The sequence below is a fragment of the Pantoea sp. X-Soil-YNGN-785 genome (genome assembly GCF_059730585.1).
On record NZ_AP035942.1, the window covers coordinates 1,676,399 to 1,699,250 of the forward strand.

The following is a 22,852-nucleotide window of genomic DNA, read 5'->3' on the forward strand; positions in this document are numbered from 1 at the left end:
AATGAATTTATTTATTAATTTAATTTTTCTGGTTTTTTTTACAAGTGGCACAATAGGTATTGCAACAGCATCGGATACCCAGGCGGCTTATTCTCAGTATAATAACCTGAATAGTGTTTCAACTATTTTTAATGACCAGAAAGTCGTTTCTAATTTGAAATCTGTTTTAGGTAGCGAGTACAATGACTTTAGCCAGAATTTTGATGTTTTTGGCCAGCCTCACAAAACAGCGAACGGTGGTATATTCGTTGAGGGCTGGTTAAAAGATCTTTATCTTGAGCAGGCTTCAGCATTTGTTATACAGCCTGACGGTAAAGTCTATGCTGCATGGATGCTGCCTGAAGATGATAAGATACACTATGTAAGCAATGATCGTGCAAATAATAAGATGCAGGAAGATATTGCGAGTTGGGCAAAACGTTTTGATAAAAAACAGTCAGATACTCCCGCTAAAAACCAAAAAGAAATGCAAAGCAATGGCGAGAAGTTTTTCGAGACGGCGAAATTTAAAATCAGAATAACGTCGCTCTGCGCTGTGGGTTCGGAGTGTAATGACGTTAGTTATGAGGGTGTAAGAAAATCAGATGGGGCTGTTGTCAGATTAAAAGGCAAAGCCATGAAAAGTGATTGTGGTGAAGCTTCCTGCCCGGTTCTGAGTTATAAATTCCGCAATCATGATGCAACCTATATCATTAACAATGTAATTAGTAATCTTACGGTTGTCGTTAATAATAAAATCGTGCTATCTGAAGACGGAAAGTGGAAGAATGATTCCAAGTAATTAAATCTCTGCGTGATGGTGCGTCATGTATGCGCACCATCACAGATGAAGTTTGCAAACCATCTGCAAATGGTATCTTTTAAAATGGCAAATCTTGAAATAATGTTACTTTTTGTTAAAGCTTGCTGCTTTCAATTATAGTCCATAATTAAATGAATCTTAATCTTAACGGCTGACTTAATAGCGTTAAAAATCCTTAGGTTGTAAAAGTTAATTAAATGAATAAAGTTGGATTTAGCTTAGCTGTTTTGCTGTCAATCTCTTCATTATCCTTGCTCGCTTCTGATGACTTTTCTGGTCAGTGGAGTGGTCAAGAAAAAAATGATAATAGGTCGTTATACTCCACTCTGACATTAAAATTAAAGCATGATAATAATAACATAACGGGTAGTTATTGTTATGTAACACGGGGTGGAAACAAAATAGATTGTCCTGAGGGGAATGGCAGCAATCTCAAAGGCACTGCAAATGGTAAAAAAGCTTTAATTGAATTTGATTCTTCATTTGGCGGAGTCAAGGGTAAAGCAAATTTAGAACTTAAAGATAATAAAGTTTTATGGAAGTTAATAAAAGACCCTGAGAATGGCGAGTTTTACGCTCCAAAAACTTACGCGCTCGATAAAGAAGTGAACCAGGGGGGTTTAAAATCGGGCATGAAGATTTTCTCGACAGCTGATTTTACCATTACTTTAGTGAATGGTTGCGGAGGGTTTTATACTGTATGTAATAAAGTTAAATACTTAGGTCTCAGAAATAAAGATGGGAAACAAATCACTCTTGAAGGTAAAACCACGCAACCTGCCAACTCAAATAAAGCTGATGGAATGATTTTCAATAATAGCGGCGTAGATTATATTGTGAGCTTTAATCCGCTTGCGTTAAAAGTAACGCAGGGGAATAAAATGCTTGTAGAGCAAAGTGGTAAGTGGGAGTGATGATTTTTATTATTCTCAAATGAGAGTTTTTTGCGCTTCAGATGATAATAATAACGTTGATTAATGTTGTGATATTTTATTGAGGTGGTGATGTTTTGTCTCCACCTCGCGCATATTATTTATCTGTGTATTTTTTATTGAGTCAATTTAATTGCGTTGCATTAGTGAATGAATGTTTTTTCTTATTTTTAATTTCCAATCTCGATAAAACACAATGATTGTAAATCGTTTTTTCACCAGCCTTATATTTGTGCCTTTGATCCTGTTTTTATCCTGTCTTGCCAGAGCTGAGTCTGGTACGGAATTGTCTGTTCCTGCTCTTAACGAGGGCGATTTTTCCGTTCTGCTGAACGACTATGCTTTCACTCCTGGTGACAACTGGAGCAACGAAAGTTTCGTACGCGCAGGCAAGGCCCTCAGTTCAGTTCTGGCCGGAGAAGTGGATATTAACAACCAGCAGTACAACTACTTTCAGCATACCTACGACGGCTTTGAGTTATTTAGCGCGGCAGCGGTTGGAGATGCCAGCCACACGGTTCTGGCTGAGGTCCTTCTGAAAAGTGCCAGCGTGCCGACGGCCCGAAATATAAAGGCAGGCGATAGTCTGGAACAGGTTCAGCAAGCCTATGGACCCGCCAAAGAAGACAACAGTGATAATCAGCAATGGCTTGTCTACCAGTCGGGCGGGAAACAGTTAATGTTCCAGATTGACCAGGGGAAGGTCAGCTCCATCATGTTGAAAACAGATCTGGGTGCAGAGCAAAGCGAAATCAGCGCTGACCAGGCTATCAGTGCCGCAACGGAAGCGATTCACACCTGGCACCTGACCAGCCTCGATGATAAATGCCTGCGGTACGATCTCGATGACAGCAGTGATAAACGTTTCTTTGTCATCACGGTTCGTGAAGATCATCACGACACCAGTTGCGGTGGGGATCCTGATATTACGCATCGACTTTTCGACATTAAAGTTGCTCGAGATAATACACAGCTACTCACTAATGCCGACAACGTTGATGGCGAATACCATAGCCTGATTCCACCCGCTACAAACCATTAATAAAACGGAAATCTATTATGAATTACCAATTCAATGAGGGCGCCTTTGCGCTTTTTCCTGCTGCCTGGCAGGACACCACCATGAATATTCTCCGCGACGAAGCCAGTGGCCTGGCATGGGTTGTGAGCCGTGGTGTTATTTCTGAGGGCAGTGATGCGGAAAAAGAATTCCAGCGTCAGTGGGACACGTTGCGGAGTCAGATGGGTCACATCCAGCAGAGTGAGTTTGTACGCGTGATGGCGGGTGTAGATAACACCCTACACGCAATTGAAGTTGAAACTATGTTTGACCGTAACGGGCAGGCCGTGTGGCAGAAACAGCTGGCTACGCAGGTGCCGGACTCGAACACCTTAATGATTTTTACGCTCTCCGCGATGCGTCCATTCAATGAAGAAGACGGACAGCGCTGGAGTGCTTTTAAACAAAGCCTGACTCTGAACACGCCACGGAAAGCATAACTTATGGATAATCCTGCGGCCCGCGTGGGCGATGAGATCATTCACTCCAGCATTTTTGCTGATATCACCAGCATTGTGGCAGAAGGTGCGGCGTATGCCGTCATTGGTGCCGCAGTGGGTGCTGCTATCGTCTCGGCAGCGCCCCTGTTGGGTACAGGGGTAGCAGCGGCGAGTGTAGCCGCTGTGGGTAACAGTTGCCTGCTCAGCGGTATTCTGGGTGGTGTACTGGCCAATGCCGTGGGTCTGTCACAGGAGATCAGCAAAGCAGCCGATGGTCTGGGTAACATGATATTTCCGCCGTCACCCGCCGGTGTGATCGCCAGTGGGTCAGAGAATGTCTACGTTAATGGTCTTTTAGCCGCACGCGCGGCCGGGATGCTCACGCCCGGTGAGACACCGCCACCGGAACCACAATCGCCGCAGAGCTTTGCGGACTACGGCGGCATGCTGCTGTCTGCGGTCGGCCAGTTTGGCAGTGCAATGTGGCAGCCCACGGTCGCCTCCGCCGATGCGGGCACCTCTCCGCTGGAGCAGGACAAAGTGGCCTGTGAAAAACACAGTGCCCCGCAATATCTGGCTCAGGGTTCGAAAAGCGTTTTTATCAATGGCCAGCCTGCGGTGCGCGCAAAGGATAAAACCACCTGTGATGCCACCGTGAGTGACGATGTGTCCCCCAATGTCATCATTGGGGGTGAAACCGTTACGGTCAGAGAGATCAAAAGCGGCAAGGTCCCGGGTCTGGCCGTGATGATGATCGGCCTTTCTCTCCTTCGTGGTCGTCCCTGTGAGATCCTCAAAAACATGCCCTGCGCGCTGGCAATGGCGGGCGGCGGGATGCTGGCAGATATGTCGATCAACGCGGCCTTCTCGTCGCTGTTCCCGGTTCATGCAGCGACCGGCGTTAAAGTCCTGAATGATGATGCCGAGCGTGATTTTTCCCTCCCTGGACGTTTCCCGCTGAGTTTTCAGCGCAGCTATAACAGCCTGACTCAGCGCGCCGGTTTGTTTGGTCAGGGCTGGGCCACGATGTTTGACAGTTATCTGACGCTGGAAGGGAACCGGGCGACCTGGTTTGATGATAACGGGCGTGAACTGAGCTTTGACGTTCCCGGTGAAAAAGAGGTGCTCTACAGCATCAGCGAAGGGCTGATGGTTCGGCGCAATGAGTCAGGCGATATCGCCATTGCCGATGACGACGGTGCGGTATGGCGTCTTTACCGGCGCACGGCTGCCGATCCGCAGGTGCTGCGGCTGGCTTCACTGAGCGATGAGTACGGTAATGCGCTGGAGATGGGCTGGGATGCACAGGCTCGCCTGGTGCGTATCCATGACGCGCCGCTGGCGATTGACGTCACGCTGCATTACGACGACAGACAGCACGCGCGGCGCCCGACATCCGCCAGCCATTTTGATGGCAATCAGCACTGGCCTCTGACGCGCTGGACCTACACTGAACAGGGCCAGCTTGCCAGCGTAACCGATGCCGCAGGCGTTATCTCCCGGCGCTTCCGGTACAACGATGACAGATTAATGGTCTGGCATCAGCTGCCCGGCGGGCTCGAAAGCGAATATCGCTGGCAGAAGCTGGATCACTGGCGTGTGGTAGAGAACCGCACCAATACCGGCGATGGCTGCCATATGCATTACGATCTCGAGGCGGGCATCACGCGTGTTTCAACCTATGACGGTCAGCAGCGCGAACATCACTGGAATGCTGCGGGCCTCATCACCTGTTTTATCGACGAGCGGGGCGAGAAGTGGCGCTACGAGTGGAATGAAAACGAACTCCTGACGCGCCGCATCGATCCGCTGGGCAACGCGGTGAGCTTCGCCTATGACGATCTGGGTAACCGCGTTGAAGAGAAAGATGCTGACGGCGGTGTGCAGGCTGTGCAATGGCTGTCCCACCGTTCGCTGCCGACAGTGGTTGCCGGAGCAGATGGTTCCACCACGAAGTACTATTACGATCCCCATCATGGCCTTGAGCGCGTCGTTGATGCGCTCGGACAAAGCACGCTCTATAAACGGGATGAATTCGGACTGGTTGTCGAGGAGATCGACGCAGCGGGTAACAGCTACCGCCGGGAGTTTAACGATGCCGGCCAGGTTATCCGTGAAACCGATTGCTCAGGGCTGACCACGCGCTACCGTTATCATCCGCTGGGCTGGCTCAGTTGTGTCATCGCGCCGGATGGTGAAGAAACCCGTTATCACTATGATGCCGCAGGCCGTCCTCTTCAGCTGGAACGTGCAGAAGGATGGGAAGAGCGGTTGCACTGGAGTGAAAACGGACTGCCGCTGGCCTATGAATCGGCTGATGGCAAGCGCAGTGAATTCCGTTACGACAACGTCGGGCGATTGATCGCCAACCGCAATGCGCAGGGTGAGACGGTTCAGCGAAGCTGGGACAGCCGTGGCCGGTTGACGGCGCTGCAAAACGAGAACGGTGAGCAGTACCAGTTCGAATGGAGCGCAGACTCTCTGTTGCTGGCTCAGGTTGGGCTGGATGGCGTTGCCACCCGATACGACTATGACGCGGCGGGCCGCACGGTATCACGCACCTTTGCCGCCGGGCATCCTCACTCCATTACCCATCGTTATCACTGGAGCCGCGCGGGACAACTGCTGGCGCGAACCACGCCGGAAGGCCAGACGCGCTATCACTACAGTGGCGGCGGTCAGCTGGGTAAAGTGTCGCAGCATCTGCCGCTGTCTGACAGCGAGTGGAGCCAGCAGGCCGAGCAGGAGATTACCTTTAAGTATGATGCGCTGGGTCGCATTGTTGCTGAACAGGGGGAGCAGGGCGAACTGGCGTGGGAGTATGACGCGCTGGGCAACTGTACGGCCCTGACGCTGCCCGATGGTCGCAACCTGAAGCAGCTTTATTACGGTAGCGGTCATTTACTGAGCATCGCTTTAGACAACCTGCCGGTTACCGAGTTTACCCGTGACACGCTGCACCGGGAACTGAGCCGGACACAGGGTGGCCTGACCATGCGCAGTGAATATGACCGGTTAGGCAGACTGCGCCGCCGTGACGTGTTCAAAGGCGACTCGCAGCGTCCTGCACCGCGCGTCTGGTCCCGTCGGCGCGACTTCGATTACGGCAACAACCTGATTCGTGAAGAGCGTGACGATAATCCGTTCAGCCAGACATTATGGAACTACGATAACGCTGGCCGGCTGTTGTCTCAGGACGGTGCGCAGCCGGGTAATGAACAGTGGCGCTGGGATGGCGCAGGCAATCCGCTGGATCGCCATAGTTCCGCTCATGTCACGCATAACCGCGTCACTGAACTGAACGGTATCCGCTGGCAGTACGATATTCATGGCCGCACCACTGAGAAAGATGACGGGCACACCCGCTGGCGCTACCGTTACGATGGTGAGCATCGCCTGACGGAAGTGATCAGCGAGCCGCGGGACCGTAACAAGCCTCGCACTAAGGTGAGTTTCCGCTACGATCCGCTGGGACGCCGCATCAGTAAAACCATCCAGCAGCTGTTACAGGGAAGACCATCTGGCAACGTCGTAACGACGCGTTTTGTGTGGGAAGGCTACCGCCTGCTGCAGGAAATCCACGACGGTACTCCGTTGACCTATGTATACAGCGACAGCCAGAGCTATGAACCGCTGGCGCGTATTGATGGTGTGGAAAGCCCGGAGATCTACTGGTTCCATAATGCGGCCAACGGAATGCCGGAGCTGCTGACCGACGCTGAAGGGCAAAAAGCCTGGGAAGGCATCAACAGCCCGTGGGGCAAGCTGCTGCGCGAGTCCAGCCAGCGGATGCCGGTCGTTCAGCAGAACCTGCGTATGCAGGGCCAGTACCTGGACCGGGAAACCGGACTGCACTACAATCTGTTTCGTTATTATGATCCGGACAGCGGACGGTTTACCCAGCAGGACCCGATAGGTCTGGCGGGCGGGATCAATCTTTACCAGTATGCGCCGAACGCGCTGGGTTGGGTGGATCCGTGGGGGTTGAGTTGTAAGAAAACTAATACATGGAATGAATATCAGCGGCATCATCGTGGCAATTTCAAAAAAACATCCGATGCTTCCGAAGCCTATCATAATTTGATAAAAGAACAGTCTCCTTGGCCATTGAATGAACCTCCAGTTAAAGCAGAAGTTTTACCTGGTGTTAAACTTAATATGGCAGTGGCTCCGGGCCAACCTGCTACCCGCCCGGGCGGTTTTGCTACTTTCGATGATATTCCTAATAAAGCTTTCGTAAGGAATGAGCTTGGAGTCAAAAATGAATGGAAACCTGATATTGATAGAGTTATTACTTATGAGGTTATAAAACCCTTGCCTGTCAACTTTGGAGAGGTAGGTCCCCAAATTGATAAAGGGGCTGGTGCTTACCTTAAAGGTGGTAAATCACAGGTGGAAATGTTAGTACCCCCTAATGAAAGAATGGACTACTTGAGAGTAGTAGATGAAAAGCCCATCGGCGATTGAAGCAGGGAGTAAAAATGAGCGAAATTAATGATCTAAATGTCATGGCTTGTGAGTCGATTGTAAAGTGGAAATGTAAAGAAAAAATATTTTCCATGCCATTTTCTAAAATTGATCAGGTGATGGTCGATGGAAGTAGAGAGTTGATATTTGTTCTAGACCAAAAGAGAGAATTGCCTCAGAGGTTATCTATAATTAACGGAGGAGGAGAGGTTTTATCAACATTTTCGCCTCCTGATGGGGGACAGTTTTACTACATGACCATTGATGCAAAAAAAGAAGTCTTAGTAGTCTGTGTTTTTAGTGAGAAAATTGACGGGTGGAGTGATTGGCATTTTTCTTACAATCAAAAAGATAATTTGCTTGTGCGTGTTTCACCTGCATACTGATGGTTATCTATTCAACATTAGAGCGATAAGATATAATGGGTAGCTATATTTAAGTTCGTGGAGTGATGTGGTTACTCCACGAAAATCTGATAGAATAGATTTTTCAAGATTGGACAAAGTAAAATGCTTATAAAAACAAGCATGCCATTTAATTTATTATGATTAAAGACAGTTGTTTTATGAAAGATAATTCATCAGTAGCTTCCGATTCCATTCTTCGTTGCCTGAAATAAAAAACATGCTAAGAACGTGTTTTTTTAAAGCCTGAAACCACATCAGTCGTTGAACAGGAAATTCATCACATTGCCATCTTTCACGACGTACTCTTTACCTTCTGAACGTATCTTGCTGGCTTATTTAGCACCTTGCTCGCCTTTATAAGCGATAAAGTCTTAAACGCGATGGTCTGGGCGCGGATAAAGTCTTTCTCGAAGTCGGCTTGGATTTTACCGACTGCCTGAGGGCGATCGGGCGACCTGAATGGTCCATGCACGGATTTCTTTCACACCAGCGGCGATGTAGGTCTGCAGGTTCAGGAGAGAGTAACCGGCACTGATAACGCGATTCTGGCCCGGCTTTTCCAGTCTCGGTTCCGCCATGAACTCGTCCCGGTCTTCATCCTCCAGTTCGGTAAGGCCTGACCCACTGATGGCACATAATGGCACCATGAATCGAGTCTACTCGTGACACATTGCATCGGGAACTCTGAGGCACTATGCGCAATCAATGTATTTAAGGGTGACTCACAGCGTCCTGCGCCGCGCGTCTGGTCCCGTCGCCGCGACTTCGATTACGGTAACAACCTGATCCGTGAAGAGCGTGACGATAATCCGTTCAGCCAGACATTATGGAACTACGATAACGCTGGGCGGCTGTTGTCACAGGACGGTGCGCAGCCGGGTAATGAACAGTGGCGCTGGGATGGCGCGGGCAACCCGCTGGATCGCCATAGTGCTGCCCATGTCATGCATAACCGTGTCACCGAACTGAACGGTATCCGCTGGCAGTACGATATCCATGGCCGCACCACCGAGAAAGATGACGGGCAGATTCGCTGGCGTTATCGCTACGATGGTGAGCATCGCCTGACGGACGTCATCAGCGAGCCGCGGGATCGTAACAAGCCGCGCACTAAAGTGAGTTTTCGTTACGATCCGCTGGGACGCCGCATCAGTAAAACCAGCCAGTCGTTGTTACAGGGAAGACCATCCGGCAATGCCGTTACGACGCGCTTCGTCTGGGAAGGTTACCGCCTGCTGCAGGAGATCCACGACGGCACTCCGCTGACCTATGTTTACAGCGACAGCCAGAGCTATGAACCGCTGGCGCGTATTGATGGTGTGGAAAGCCCGGAGATCTACTGGTTCCATAATGCGGCCAACGGAATGCCGGAGCTGCTGACCGACGCTGAAGGGCAAAAAGCCTGGGAAGGCATCAACAGCCCGTGGGGCAAGCTGCTGCGCGAGTCCAGCCAGCGGATGCCGGTCGTTCAGCAGAACCTGCGTATGCAGGGCCAGTACCTGGACCGGGAAACCGGACTGCACTACAATCTGTTTCGTTATTATGATCCGGACAGCGGACGGTTTACCCAGCAGGACCCGATAGGTCTGGCGGGCGGGATCAATCTTTACCAGTATGCGCCGAACGCGCTGGGTTGGGTGGATCCGTGGGGGTTGATGAAATGTGAAACAGGCTTTTTATACCGAGGTGATAAAAGACCCCCAAATGTTATTTTTCGCGAAGGATTTAAGCCTCTCGGTGATAGCGCAGATCTTCTTTTACATGCCAGAGATAACAGATCACCACCGAGTCATTTTGTCAGTACATCGTCTGATATAGAGGTAGCGCAAAATTTTGCAGCAAGAGATGAACAAAAAGGTTTTGTTTATGCTATCCGACAACAAAAAAATGCCATTGATGTTAATAAAACATTGGGTAAAAATACCCCTTTCCCTGATGAGGTAGAAATGGCTGTACCTGGCGCTATCTCAAATAAAGATATTTTGGGGGTTACTCCGGTTAACGGAGATGGCAGTTTTGTAGGATTCAGTTTTATAAATTTCTTCGGAGGATAGATTGAATTTAATGAAAATAAATTTAACCTGCATGTTTGATGGTGCAGTGCGTGATGTAGAGGTTCATCTAATAAGTGGCGTCAAATGTCTCATGAGGGTTGACATTGAAAGTAAATGTCAATTGAATGCTGAAGGTAATGATTTTTTTGAGTGCTTTAAAAGAATAAGGGAGTTGGATAAAAATATAGTTTATTTTTGCAAAGGCGCTAAAGTTAATGTACTACCCTCACGAATGACAAGGCAAATGTCTAAAGGGTTGAGTGCTTATGAAACGAGTTTAGGTGTTCCAGCTCGCAAAGAAGATTTAGTTAATATATTTGACTATGCAAATGAGGGATTAGCCTCCGACCCATCAGAGCAAGATGAATATGAAGCAAATTGGTTTTCGTCATTAAGTAATTAAATTTAATTATTTTTATTGTCAAAGGGAAATGCAATGATGCTCCAATCCCTCTATAACACATTGAATTATAAGTTATTCTGGATTTATAGGCGTGTGTCCACTACAGTCTGTTACGCTATTATGACTTGGCCGATGGTCTATTGAGGTAGATGGAACGGGTGAGGCTAGCGGAGACTTAAATATCTACACTTATGTGCCGAACCTGCTGAGCAGGGTTGATTAGCTGAGGCTGCCGAAGTGTAGTTAAAATAAAAGTATAGAGAAAATTAAAATCATTCCTGCTACCATTTTTCTAAAATATTTTCTAATTTTGAATATAAAATGTGATGACCAAATAGCACATTATTATGCATCTTCTTTTTACTATGCAGGATGAATTTTTTTATTTTATTTTTGATTAAGATAGTGGATTGTAGGATGAAATTGATGCTTCACTTTTAACTTGGTGGAAAATTAATAGATAGTTGTGATAAAAATTTTTATCATTTTGACCTTATAAGGAGATAAAATTAACCTGCCAGGAATGAATCCCGAAAATAACTTACCGGGTTATGACATCGCGAGACTAACCGGTTATGGGGCACCTGATTTTGATTTCAAAGCGCTGGGTGCAGCAATGGATTGTACCCGGGAGTTTTATCAGGCTGGCATCATCTATGCAGATGGCGCACAGCGTTACCTTGTTCGGCCCGGTCAGCGTCATCCTAATGGCCAAAGTGGTATTGTCACACATCTTATTGTGACCAAAACGCCTAAGCAAGCCACAGCGTCTGATACGGGCAAGTCACTTAGTGAAGCAGTAAGCGCAACCTCAATGGGAACGGAGATTGCCTCGACCGTGCTTTCCTGTGGTGCAATGATTATCACTGCTGGCGTGGCGGTTATCGGCGCTTCAGCAACGCCTATAACGGCTGGCAGTAGCGGCGTGCTTGTTGCTATTGGTTATGCTGGCGCTGCCGCAACAGGCGTGCAATGTGTCAATGGTATCTACCGGGTTTATGATCTCGTCGAAAACGGTGGTCAAAACGTAGCGTGGCTGGACTCTCAGGATTGGTACGTTGCCACTTCAACGTCTCTTGACCTTATTTCACTTGCCAGTGTGGGCGGTGCATTAAAAGAAGCTCTGGCAACATGGCGAGCGATGAAATCGGTCTCTTCTTTAAAAGCCACGGAGTGGCTCAGGAACTATCCAAGGCAGGACAGGGCGCGGCTTACTGAATTAATCATCAAGGCACAAAACCCGGGTATAACTAATAAAGAGCTTAAAGCCGCCATCCGTGCAGGACTTTATCCAAAGCGTTTCCCTGTAGAGCCGGTGCAAAAAGAACTTGTTAAGCAACTCGCGCAGGTCGTCACGAGCGCAGCGGCTGTGGCAGGCAGTGCTGTCAGTGGTATCATTGCTGCTCCAGGTAACGTGCCGCGTACCGGACGCTACATCGTGGGAACAATCCAGTCACTGGCGGTAATTTAATGCAATTTTTATCATGGCTTATTGGACGTAATATCACTGAACTCCTGCAACAGGGGCGCGAAATAGATCAGGCAATCGCACGGCAGGATGATTCCATACTTGCCCGTTCCACTTCAGAGCTTGAGCGCTATTTTAAACAGCCTTCTGAGTCGCTGCCCCGGCAAAACGGCTTCCCCGTTGCAATCGTACTGATGCTGTTACTGGTAGCATTTGCATTTAATCTGCTGACATTTCTGCACGCGTTACTTCCTCTGAGTCCACAGATGCATGCGTTGAGTTTTTTTGTTCCCTCAATTGTTGTTATTGGCGCGATGCTCACGGCCAGTTACCTGCTTGCGCGAGGCCATACAGCGGGTGTGGCGGGACTGTCTTACGTCTGTGCAATGTTGCTTATATCGACTGTATTACTCCTGAGCTACAGCGTTGTTACGGCTAGCCACTCGGGCCTGTGGCTGATTCTGGCACTCGCTGCTTTGGTGGGTGCTCGCTGGATACTGAATGGGCAGGGTTTTGTTCTGTTTGCCATTTACTGCCGGACACAACGCCTTGCCAGCGTCGCCCGGCAGCGTCGCATGAAATAACCCGTACGGGTCTGTAGTGCTGTTATCGCGGAACACCCATTCCGCGACTCTCTTCTATTTTTCTCTCAAACCTGTCGCTAATGGATTTCGATAATGAGGGTAGCCATGCAACATTCAGGTTTCTTTGGCGCGACTTCGATAACGGTAGTTGGTTATTGTCACAGGAAGGTGCGCAGGCAGGTAAGGAACTATGACGCTAGCCTGGCGCAGGCAACATGCTGAATTGCGGGTCCACCCAGCGGAAGTCAGTAGTTCAGCACAACCTGCGTATGCCATATGGCCATGAGGCAGGTGTAAATAATTTTTTGGCTGCCTGGTATATACATCTGGGTGAATCCCAGATGAAATTACAGGTCACATAGTCAGTAAATAAATTGTTTATTAATATAATTTAAAGAAAGGGGTAAATGATGGGTGAAACTATATTTAGTGGCTACGGCATGTTTATTACCCAAGAGAATGGAAAGTATTTTATTAACTATGATGCTGGTGGGATTTCTAATAAAGATGTTAAGTCTGAGATAAGCGAAGAAGAGTTTAATAAAGCCAGGCTATGCGAACAAGACGCTTATGAAGTAATCATTCGCACTCAAGTTAGAGATAAAATAAACTGCCAGCAGTGAGCTGATTATTTTTGTGATTTCACTAACTCCAAAGGCGGCCAAACTATGTTTCTGGAATTCGACTTTTCAAATCTACCAGTGGCATTAAATGCTGGTAAGCCATTTCTTCCCCTTGCCCATATCCATCCTTTCTCCCCGAACACAATCTTTTTCCTATGACCCACCCCTTTCTTTACTCCATTCCCTGTCCCAAACCCCCTGAAAAACCCACCTGTCATCACTATTCCCTCTGGCTATAACCTGGTGTTATACCCTCCTGCTAAACAAGCATTCGTCACCTTTCAGAACGCATGAAATAGTGGTTTCAGAACCTGATCTTTTAGCTGAAACGAGAGACAACATGCTAATCCCACAACCCTATTTACTCTTTCTTGGCGATGTAACCGATCCCCTCGCGGCAAAAACGGCGCGCGGTATTCATATCTGGCGGCCTGAGCAGTGCGTTGGCGAAATTAAACTGCCGGGCTGCACGGTCAGTCTGGGTCTGGATGAACTGGATATTCCCGGTGCCAAAGCGCGCGGTGCGAAAACGCTGGTGCTGGGCACTGCCAATGCCGGGGGATATCTGCCTGCGCACTGGCTGGAAACCATCAAAAGTGCCATCAAAGCAGGCATGAATGTTGCCAGTGGTCTGCACCATCGGCTGGTGGATGAGCCGGAACTGGTGACGCTTGCGCAGGCTTCTGGCGTTGAGCTGTTTGACCTGCGTCATATGCGTCCGGCGCTTAATGTTGGCAGCGGCAAGAAGCGCACAGGTAAGCGCATCCTGACCGTCGGTACGGACTGCTCAGTGGGCAAGATGTACACCTCACTGGCGCTGGAGGCGGCGATGCGTGCGCGCGGCATGAAAGCTGATTTTCGCGCCACGGGGCAGACCGGCATTCTGGTCGCGGGAGAGGGTATTGCTGTGGATGCGGTTATCGCTGATTTTATTGCCGGTGCAGCAGAAGCGCTTTCTCCGGCGAATGACGAGGACCACTGGGATATCGTCGAAGGTCAGGGTTCGCTGTTCCATCCCTCTTATGCGGGCGTCAGTATGGGGCTGATGCACGGAGCGCAGCCACACTGGGTGGTGATGTGCCATGAAATGGGACGTCCTCATATGCGTCATTTGCCGCACCAGCCGATGGTCAGCCTGCAGGCGTGCGTTGAAGCCAATCTGCGTGCCGCGCAGGTGACCAGTGAGTCGGTTCAGCTGGCGGGCTTTGCGATCAACACCTCAAATTACAGTGAAGAAGAGGCGCTCGCTTATTGCGCCGAAATCAGCGCTGAGTTCGGCTTACCGGCTACGGATCCTGTGCGTTTTGGTATTGATGAGATCGCCGCACTGCTTCAGGAGCGTGGCTGAAATGCGACAGTTGCAGATTGAGGTGGTGGAGCTGCCGCTGGCGCGACCCTTTGCTATCGCACGCGGTACCCGCACCGCCGTGACGGTCATCCGGGTCACGCTGGAGCAGGAGGGTTTCATCGGGCAGGGAGAATGTACCCCGACGGCCCGCTACGATGAGACACCCGACAGCGTTCAGGCCGTGCTCGAAGCGATACGGACTGAGGTGGAGTCGGGCCTGAGCCGTCACGATCTGCAACACCGGTTACCCGCCGGTTCAGCGCGCAACGTGCTGGACTGTGCGCTATGGCGACTTGACGCGGCACGGGCAAATCAGACGCTGTGGCAAATGAGCAGGTGCTCTCAGCCAGCGTCAGTCGTGACGGCAGAAACCCTTAGCCTGGATACGCAGGAAAATATGGCTCTCGCAGCGGCGGATGCGGTCTCACGTGGCGCCATCCTGCTCAAAATTAAGCTCGACCGCAGTGAGATTCTGGAAAAAGTGGCGGCGATTCGTGCGGCGGCACCGCATGCCACGCTCATTATCGATGCCAATGAAGCCTGGTCGGGGGTGGACCTTGAAAGTCTGCTGGTGGCATTGAAGGCTTTCAATATTGCGATGGTGGAGCAACCCCTTCCCGCCGGACAGGATCATGACCTGCAACGTTTTAAACATCCCATACCGGTCTGTGCCGATGAGAGTTGCCATACGCGGGCGGATATTGCCGGATTACGCGACCGCTACGAGATGATCAACATCAAACTGGATAAGTGCGGTGGCCTGACGGAAGCGCTGGCGATGGTGGAGGAAGCCCGCGCGCGCAAAATGCGCATCATGGTCGGTTGCATGCTGGGTTCGTCACTGGCGATGGAGGCGGCATTGCCCGTCGCGGTTAACGCGGAATTCGTCGATCTGGACGGCCCCATCTGGCTTGCCGCCGACAGTTCTCCTTTCCTGAGCTACTCCGAAGGCCGTATCTGGCTATAACGCTTTGAGGCGACGATGACAGACACACAACGTACTTCTCCTGCTACCCGTGCGGCCTCGCCATCTCCCGTATTGGCGATTCAGGACCTTAACGTCTCATTTCATGGACGCAGCGGTGAGAATCAGGCACTCAAAGGCATCAGCTTTGCCATTCATCCGGGTGAAATTGTCGCCGTGGTGGGTGAAAGCGGTTCAGGTAAATCAGTTACGTCGCTGGCGGTAATGGGCCTGCTGTCCAGCAATGGACGTGTCGATCGCGGCAGCATGCAGTTTCGTGACCGCAGTGGAAACCTGCACGCGTTAGAAACCCTGAACGAAGCACAGCGCCGCACGTTGCGTGGCGATGAAATGGCGATGATCTTTCAGGAGCCGATGACCTCGCTGAATCCGGTGCTGCGCATTGACGATCAGCTCACCGAGGCATTACGCGATCATCAGAAGTGCGACAGAAAACAGGCCCATGCGCGCGCGCGTGAGCTGCTGCGACAGGTGCGTATCGCGGATGTGGATCGCGTGATGAAAAGCTATCCGCACTCGCTGTCCGGCGGCATGCGGCAGCGTGTGATGATTGCGCAGGCGCTGGCCTGTGATCCGCAGCTCCTGATTGCCGACGAGCCTACCACTGCGCTGGATGTCACCGTGCAGGCGCGCATTCTCCATATTCTGCGTGAGCTGCAACGTGAGAAACAGATGGCGGTACTGTTTATCACCCATGATATGGGCGTGGTCGCGGAAATCGCCGATCGCGTGGTGGTCATGCTGCGTGGCGAAGTGGTCGAGCAGGGAACCGTGTCTGAGATTTTTGCCGCCCCGCAGCACGCTTATACCAAAGCGTTACTGGCGGCCGTGCCCAGACTCGGCGATATGCGGGAGCACGCGTGGCCGCAACGCTTTCCTCTGCCCGGTGCGCGGGATGCTGCGCAAAGCGAGCAGAAAACCGCTCGCTATGATGAGTCGCCGCTGCTGGATGTGCGTGGGCTGAAAGTCTATTACCCAATTCGCAGCGGCATTTTATCGGGCCTGACGCATCATGTGCATGCGGTGGAGCAGATTGATTTCACGCTGTGGCCGGGTGAAACCCTGGCCATCGTGGGTGAAAGCGGCTGCGGCAAATCGACAACCGGACGCGCACTGATGCGCCTCATCAACAGTGACGCTGAAAGCATTCATTTTGAAGGAAAGGAGATCTCTGACCTGAAAGAGGCGGAGTTCCAGCCGCTGCGCCGTGAAATCCAGATGGTGTTTCAGGATCCCTATGCGTCACTGAATCCCCGCCTGACAGTGGGGTTCACCATTGCCGAGCCGTTGCTGCTACATGGCATGGTCTCTTCGCTTGAACAGGCTTCTCCACAGATCGATGCGCTGCTCAAGAGCGTCGGCCTCCTGCCCGAACACGCGCGTCGTTATCCGCACGAATTTTCTGGCGGTCAGCGTCAGCGTATTGCCATCGCCCGCGCCATGGCACTGAAACCGAAAGTGATTATTGCGGATGAAGCGGTATCAGCCCTGGACGTCTCGATTCAGGCACAGGTAGTGAATCTGATGATGGACCTGCAGCAGCAGACGGGCGTGGCATGGATCTTCATCTCTCACGACATGGCGGTCGTCGAGCGCATTGCGAATCGCGTCGCGGTGATGTACCTCGGCCAGATTGTCGAGCTTGGCCCGCGCCAGTCGGTCTTTAATCAGCCGCAACACCCCTATACCCGGCGTCTGCTGGCCTCCGTGCCGGTCGCCGATCCTGAGAACCGTCAGCCCCGTCTTTTCGATGACAGCGAAATTCCTTCGCCGTTACGTAAGGTGGGCGAAACGGTCACGAAACCCCGTTATCGCCAGGTTGCGCCCCAGCACTGGGTCGCTGACGGCATTGCATTGTAGTTATCCTCAACGCCCAGGAGAATATATGAAAACGCTGTTTCGCCGTACTTCGCTGGCCCTCGCATTGACGACAACGCTGGTCATGACTGCGCAGGCGCAGGATCTGCGCATCTCCATGTATGCCGATATTACGGGACTGGATCCGCACGATACCTCGGATAATGTCAGCTACTCGGTTCAGAGCGGCATCTTTGAGCGCCTGTTCCAGTTCGACCCTCAGATGAAGCTGCAGCCCTGGCTGGCGACCGGTTATACCTCCAATGACAGTGCCACCGAATTTACGCTGACGCTGCGCAAAGGCGTCACCTTTCAGGATGGTACCCCGTTTGATGCGGACGCTGTCAAAGCTAACCTTGATCGGCTGGCAGACCAGAAAAAAGGGCTGAAGCGTAACAGCCTCTACAAGATGATCGATAAGGTCACGGTGCTGGCACCCGACCAGGTAAAAATCGATCTCAATCAGTCGTTCGGCGCCTTTATCAACACGCTGGCGCATCCTTCGGCGGTGATGTGGAGCCCGTCCGTTCTTAAGCAATATCCGGACGAAGCGCAGTTGCGGCTGCATCCGGTGGGAACCGGTCCGTTTAAATTCGTCAACTGGACACCGGGCAAAGCGGTCACGCTGGCGAAGTATGACGGTTACTGGCAGCAGGGATGGCCTAAAGTCGACCATGTGATCTTCTCGCCGAGTCCGGAAGATGCGACCCGCGTCGCCGCATTAAAATCGGGGCAGGTGGATGCCATCTGGCCATTGCCGTCAGACCTGATCGCGGCGGTGAAGCAGGACAGCCACCTTTCGATTCAGCGTGACCCCAGCATCTATCTCTATTACATGGCGATCAACACGCAGCACAAGCCGCTGGCCGATGTGCGGGTGCGTCAGGCCATCAACTATGCGATTGACCGTAATCTATGGCTGAAAGTGGCCTTTGCCGGACTGGGCAAACCGGCCACCTCCGCGATGCCGGAAGGGGTGCAGTTTTATCAGAAACAAACCGACCCTGACTATCGCTATGCACCGGACGAGGCTAAAGCGTTGCTCAAAGCCGCGGGCTATCCGAATGGTCTGGATCTTAAGCTCTGGGTGACCAATGCCACGGCCAGCGTCCGTGCCGCACAGGTGCTGAAAGCGCAGCTGGCCACCGTGGGCATCCGTGCCACCGTGACACCGATGGATTCCGGCACGCGCAACGCCAAATTGTGGGGCGTAAAGGATCCGAAAATGGCGGAGTTTGACCTCTATTATGGCGGCTGGTCGACCTCTACAGGCGACGCCGACTGGGCGCTGCGTCCGCTGTTTGCCACCGAATCCTGGGTGCCGACCTCCTACAACGTCTCCTACTTCAGCAATCCGGATGCAGACAAAGCGATTGCGGCCGGACTGGCAACGGCCGATCCGGCAAAGCGCGGCATCGCCTATGCGCAGGCGCAAAAGGTGCTCTGGAAAGAGGCACCAGTAGCGTTCCTTGGCACGCCAGACAATCTGGTGGGCAAGCGCAACACGCTGAGCGGCGTTTCGATGCTGCCTGATGGCAATTTGCTGTTCACTCAGGCGTCCTTTAAATAAGACGGTTTCTTCTTTCTCGTCCCCTGTCCGGAACGGGTCGGGGACGTGAGAAGGCCCGTCGCACCTCATTTCAGGGAATGGCATGATTGCATACATCCTTCGCCGATTACTGGAGATGATCCCGGTTTTGCTGGTGGTCTCGCTACTGGTTTTCGGTTTTATCAAGCTCATGCCGGGCGATCCGGCGCGCATTTATGCCGGACCGGATGCGCCCATTGAGGCGGTCGAGGCGGCGCGTCAGCATCTCGGGCTGAACGATCCGCTGCCGCAGCAGTATCTGCACTGGATCGGCAGCCTGTTGCAGGGCGATCTGGGCACTACCTATCGCACCCAGCAACCGGTGCGGGAGGTGATTGGGCAGGGCTTTATGCCGACACTGTGGCTCGCCTTAGCGGGTTTTACCTGGTCCGTTATTCTCGGATTGTTGTTTGGCGTGATGGCGGCCCTGAAACGGGGACGCTGGCAGGACTGGACGCTGATGAGCGTTGCGGTCGGCGGCATTTCGATGCCCGCTTTCTGGCTGGGGCTGTTGCTCATCCAGTTCGTCGCGATGCCTTTCGGGCTGTTCTCCGTCAGCGGCTTTAACAGGGCCAGCGATATTGTCCTGCCCGCCATCACGCTGGGTTCATCGGTGGCGGCGGTCATGGCGCGCTTTACCCGTTCGGCCTTCCTGGAGGTGGCGCAGGAAGATTACGTGCGTACCGCTAAAGCCAAAGGGCTGCGCAACCGCCTGGTGACGTGGAAACATGTGATGCGCAATGCGCTCATCCCGGTGATCACCATGCTGGGTCTGCAGTTCGGTTTTCTGCTGGGCGGATCCATCGTTGTGGAGAGTGTTTTCAACTGGCCGGGATTAGGCTGGTTACTGATTGAGTCGATCAAAGCGCAGGATCAGCCGGTGATTCAGGCGCTGGTGATGCTGTTCGTGTTTGAGTTTATTGTGATTAACCTGCTGGTCGATCTGCTTTACGCGGTGGTCAATCCGGCCATTCGTCTGCGACAGGAGCCGAAATGAGTAGTCAATCGCTGACCGAAAATCCGCCTCAGATCATTCGTTCGCCGTGGCGTGATTTCCTGCATGCCTTTGTGCGTAACCCGCTGGCGCTGGTCTCTGGCGGGTTTGTGCTGCTGCTAATTGTGGTGGCGATTTTTGCCCCCTGGCTGGCACCCTGGGATCCCATGGTCCCGGACTGGATGGCGCTGTCGTCGCCGCCTTCTACGGCACACTGGATGGGGACCGACGAGCTGGGGCGCGACCTGCTCAGCCGCATTATCTATGGGGCGCGCATCTCGCTCTATATCGGCGTGCTGTCGGTGACGATGGGCATGCTGGTCGGGGTGATACTGGGCTTACTGGCGGGCTATTACGGCGGTTGGGTCGATATGCTGATCATGCGCGGTGCCGACGTCCTATTCGCGTTTCCCGGCATGTTGCTGGCCATTGCGGTGGTGGCGCTGCTGGGAACCGGCCTGAACAATGTGATTATCGCGGTCGCGGTCTTCAGCGTACCGGTATTTGCCCGTATCGTGCGGGCGTCGACGCTCTCTCTGAAACAGGCTGCCTATGTTGAAGCCGTGCGCTGTGCCGGTGCGCCAGACCGTGTCATCATTCTGCGGCATATCCTGCCCGGCACGCTTTCCAGCGTGATTGTCTATTTCACCATGCGGATTGGCACCAGTATTCTGACGGCGGCGGGCCTGAGCTTTATCGGACTGGGCCCGGAGCCAGACGTGCCGGAATGGGGCAATATTCTGGCGATGAGCCGCAGCATGATGATGGCCGGAGCCTGGCATATGAGCGTATTTCCGGGGCTGGCGATTTTTATCACCGTGCTGGCATTTAATCTGCTTGGCGACGCGCTGCGTGACACGCTCGATCCCAAACTCAAGGGCTGAAGATGGATTATCAACAACTGCAGCGCGACCTGCTGCTGGATCGCTGGCGTGACCTGCGTCAGCTCGGGCAACCGCGAAGCGCATGCGGACCCACGAATCGCATCAGCGATGTTGCGGGTGTGCGTGTCGGACATGACACGCTGAGTGAAGGTGAAATACAGACTGGCGTCACCGCTATCGTACCGCCGGGCGACAATCTGTTTCTCACGCCGCTGCCGTGTGGAGCTGAGGTGCTGAACGGCTTTGCGAAACCCGTCGGACTGGTGCAGATAGAGGAACTTGGCGTGCTTCAGACGCCGATTCTGCTCAGTAATACGCTGGCAGTCGGCACGCTGTTTACCGCGCTGGTGCGGGAAGCCATCCGTCGTAACCCGGAACTGGGACGAACGTTGCCCACGGTCAACCCGCTGGTGCTGGAGTGCAACGATGGCTGGCTGAATGATATCCAGGCGCTGGCTGTCAGTGAGGCGATGGCGCAGGCGGCGCTGCAGACGGCCTCCGCTGACTTCGCGCGCGGCAGCGTCGGCGCGGGACGCGGGATGAGCTGTTTCAGCCTGAAAGGGGGCATCGGCACCGCCTCGCGGGTTATTCCCTCGCTTAACGCCACGCTTGGCGTGCTGGTGCTGGCCAATTTCGGCGCACTGGAGGCCTTAACGATCGATGGCGTGCGGGCGGGCGAGATGATTGCGCCGCTACTGGCCGGGAGGACGCCGCAGCTGGATGCCGGTTCTGTCATCATCATTATGGCCACAGATGCGCCGCTGGATGCCCGTCAGCTGAAGCGCATCGCGAAGCGGGCCGGTGCCGGTCTGGGGCGGCTGGGCAGTTACTGGGGCCACGGCTCGGGCGATATTGCGGTGGCGTTTTCCACGCAACCGCTGCCGCAACCGCCGCAGGACGACACGCTGGAGCCGCTGCTTGCCGCGGCAGCCGATGCCACTGAACAGGCGGTACTGGATGCCTTGCTGAGCGCCGAGGCTGTTACCGGCTTTCGCGGTCACCATCGACCCTCACTGACGCAGATTCTGGACAGGTTAACCTCATGAAAATTTTTATCTCAGCCGACATTGAAGGCATCGCGGGCGTCATGCGTCCGGAGCAGTGTACACCTGGTCACCCGGAGCATCAGATCGCCCGTGGTCTGATGGAACAGGAAGTGAATGCCGCGATTGAGGGGGCGTTCGCCGGCGGCGCAATGGAAGTAGTTGTTGCCGATAGCCATGCGCAGATGACCAATTTACGTGCGGAAAATATCGATCCCCGCGCCCGACTGGTGCAGGGCAAACCTCGCTGCCTGTCGATGGTGGAAGGGATAGAACAGCAGACGTTCGACGGACTGTTTCTGGTGGGGTTTCACAGTGCAGCGGGTGAATCCGGCGTACTGGCGCATACCATCAATGGGCGTGCGTTCTGGCGTATACACATCAATGGCCTGGTGATGGGCGAAACCGATATTTATGCCGCCGCCGCCGCTGAACAGGGTACGCCATTGCTGCTGGTCACCGGCGACGATCAGTTACAGAGCTGGATAGCGGAACACTACCCCTCAGTCGATTATGTCTGTGTAAAACGCGCCATTTCGCATACCTGCGCGGAATCCATTAGTCCACAGACGGCCCAGCGTGCGATCGCGGCCGCAGCACGCGCTGCGCTGAAGCATCAACCCCAGGTGAGCACGACCCGCCTGACGGCACCTTACGCTATGCAGCTTCAGGCCACAAAACCGGTGCTGGCCGATCTGTTCAGCCTGATCCCTGGCGTCACGCGCCTGGATGCCGTTACCGTGGGTTATCAGGCGGATAAAATGGAGATGTTAATCAGCTTACTCAGTGCCTTCTCCTATCTGGCGAGTACCCAGTCGTAGCGACATTAGCCCAGGGCTGCCTGTAACGTCAGCCCGTTCAGGCTGCCTTTGCTGTTGTGCTGATTCCGCGCTACCAGGCACTCTCCTGAACT

The 22,852-nt window shown here is 52.8% G+C and carries 20 protein-coding genes and 2 pseudogenes; 20 read left to right on the forward strand and 2 right to left on the reverse strand.

The window, feature by feature from the left end:
- The first annotated feature begins 1 nt into the window (after position 1).
- From AC6I8E_RS07760 to AC6I8E_RS07785, 6 genes are all read left to right on the forward strand, one after another.
- Complete coding sequence (locus tag AC6I8E_RS07760) at positions 2–781, forward strand: Ivy family c-type lysozyme inhibitor (RefSeq protein WP_033782839.1); 780 nt, start codon at positions 2–4, stop codon at positions 779–781.
- 218 nt (positions 782–999) lie between these two features.
- On the forward strand, positions 1,000–1,716 hold the full coding sequence (locus tag AC6I8E_RS07765; RefSeq protein ID WP_497824636.1) for a hypothetical protein: 717 nt from the start codon (positions 1,000–1,002) through the stop codon (positions 1,714–1,716).
- A 214-nt stretch (positions 1,717–1,930) separates the two neighbouring features.
- Entirely contained in the window at positions 1,931–2,776 is an 846-nt protein-coding gene (locus AC6I8E_RS07770; RefSeq protein WP_140033509.1) for a hypothetical protein, read from the forward strand.
- A gap of 17 nt (positions 2,777–2,793) precedes the next feature.
- Positions 2,794–3,234 (forward strand): DcrB-related protein, encoded by a 441-nt coding sequence (locus AC6I8E_RS07775; RefSeq protein WP_110411526.1) that lies wholly within the window; start codon positions 2,794–2,796, stop codon positions 3,232–3,234.
- Between the two features lie 3 nt (positions 3,235–3,237).
- Entirely contained in the window at positions 3,238–7,701 is a 4,464-nt protein-coding gene (locus tag AC6I8E_RS07780; RefSeq protein WP_497824637.1) for an RHS repeat-associated core domain-containing protein, read from the forward strand.
- A gap of 14 nt (positions 7,702–7,715) precedes the next feature.
- Positions 7,716–8,087 (forward strand): hypothetical protein, encoded by a 372-nt coding sequence (locus tag AC6I8E_RS07785; RefSeq protein ID WP_497824638.1) that lies wholly within the window; start codon positions 7,716–7,718, stop codon positions 8,085–8,087.
- 275 nt (positions 8,088–8,362) lie between these two features.
- On the opposite strand, the pseudogene AC6I8E_RS07790 reads toward AC6I8E_RS07785, so the two are convergent.
- Positions 8,363–8,580 (reverse strand): annotated as a pseudogene (locus tag AC6I8E_RS07790) (DUF933 domain-containing protein).
- Positions 8,534–8,686 carry a hypothetical protein gene (locus tag AC6I8E_RS07795; RefSeq protein WP_370584684.1) on the reverse strand — a complete coding sequence of 51 codons (153 nt, stop codon included), beginning with the start codon at positions 8,684–8,686 and terminating at the stop codon, positions 8,534–8,536. The pseudogene AC6I8E_RS07790 and the gene AC6I8E_RS07795 overlap by 47 nt, the downstream one beginning before the upstream one ends.
- Before the next feature lie 126 nt (positions 8,687–8,812).
- Between AC6I8E_RS07795 and AC6I8E_RS07800 the strand changes: the two are divergent.
- From AC6I8E_RS07800 to AC6I8E_RS07865, 14 genes and pseudogenes are all read left to right on the forward strand, one after another.
- Positions 8,813–9,775 (forward strand): annotated as a pseudogene (locus AC6I8E_RS07800) (RHS repeat domain-containing protein); the annotation flags it as partial.
- Complete coding sequence (locus AC6I8E_RS07805) at positions 9,764–10,162, forward strand: scabin-related ADP-ribosyltransferase (RefSeq protein ID WP_497824694.1); 399 nt, start codon at positions 9,764–9,766, stop codon at positions 10,160–10,162. The pseudogene AC6I8E_RS07800 and the gene AC6I8E_RS07805, both read left to right, overlap by 12 nt.
- A 10-nt stretch (positions 10,163–10,172) precedes the next feature.
- Entirely contained in the window at positions 10,173–10,565 is a 393-nt protein-coding gene (locus AC6I8E_RS07810) for a hypothetical protein (RefSeq protein WP_278495827.1), read from the forward strand.
- Between the two features lie 523 nt (positions 10,566–11,088).
- Positions 11,089–12,036: an Ssp4 family T6SS effector gene (gene ssp4, locus AC6I8E_RS07815; protein WP_497824639.1), complete on the forward strand. Its 948-nt coding sequence runs from the start codon at positions 11,089–11,091 to the stop codon at positions 12,034–12,036.
- Positions 12,036–12,617: an immunity protein Sip4 gene (gene ssi4, locus AC6I8E_RS07820; RefSeq protein ID WP_278495829.1), complete on the forward strand. Its 582-nt coding sequence runs from the start codon at positions 12,036–12,038 to the stop codon at positions 12,615–12,617. The genes ssp4 and ssi4 overlap by 1 nt, the downstream gene beginning before the upstream one ends.
- Before the next feature lie 410 nt (positions 12,618–13,027).
- Positions 13,028–13,240, forward strand: coding sequence for a hypothetical protein (locus tag AC6I8E_RS07825; RefSeq protein WP_312215489.1), 213 nt, complete (start codon positions 13,028–13,030; stop codon positions 13,238–13,240).
- A 340-nt stretch (positions 13,241–13,580) separates the two neighbouring features.
- A complete protein-coding gene (gene dgcN, locus AC6I8E_RS07830; protein ID WP_497824640.1) occupies positions 13,581–14,588 on the forward strand; it encodes an N-acetyltransferase DgcN in 1,008 nt (335 codons plus the stop codon).
- 1 nt (position 14,589) lies between these two features.
- Entirely contained in the window at positions 14,590–15,555 is a 966-nt protein-coding gene (gene dgcA, locus AC6I8E_RS07835) for an N-acetyl-D-Glu racemase DgcA (protein ID WP_497824641.1), read from the forward strand.
- A 15-nt stretch (positions 15,556–15,570) separates the two neighbouring features.
- Entirely contained in the window at positions 15,571–17,433 is a 1,863-nt protein-coding gene (locus tag AC6I8E_RS07840; RefSeq protein ID WP_497824642.1) for an ABC transporter ATP-binding protein, read from the forward strand.
- 25 nt (positions 17,434–17,458) lie between these two features.
- Positions 17,459–19,000: a glutathione ABC transporter substrate-binding protein gene (locus AC6I8E_RS07845; protein WP_061062279.1), complete on the forward strand. Its 1,542-nt coding sequence runs from the start codon at positions 17,459–17,461 to the stop codon at positions 18,998–19,000.
- Between the two features lie 82 nt (positions 19,001–19,082).
- A complete protein-coding gene (locus AC6I8E_RS07850) occupies positions 19,083–20,015 on the forward strand; it encodes an ABC transporter permease (protein ID WP_095707316.1) in 933 nt (310 codons plus the stop codon).
- Positions 20,012–20,896: an ABC transporter permease subunit gene (locus tag AC6I8E_RS07855; RefSeq protein ID WP_110331786.1), complete on the forward strand. Its 885-nt coding sequence runs from the start codon at positions 20,012–20,014 to the stop codon at positions 20,894–20,896. The genes AC6I8E_RS07850 and AC6I8E_RS07855 overlap by 4 nt, the downstream gene beginning before the upstream one ends.
- 2 nt (positions 20,897–20,898) lie before the next feature.
- On the forward strand, positions 20,899–21,942 hold the full coding sequence (locus tag AC6I8E_RS07860) for a DmpA family aminopeptidase (RefSeq protein ID WP_497824643.1): 1,044 nt from the start codon (positions 20,899–20,901) through the stop codon (positions 21,940–21,942).
- Complete coding sequence (locus AC6I8E_RS07865) at positions 21,939–22,760, forward strand: M55 family metallopeptidase (protein WP_497824644.1); 822 nt, start codon at positions 21,939–21,941, stop codon at positions 22,758–22,760. Before AC6I8E_RS07860 ends, AC6I8E_RS07865 begins: the two co-directional genes overlap by 4 nt.
- Positions 22,761–22,852: the final 92 nt, after the last annotated feature.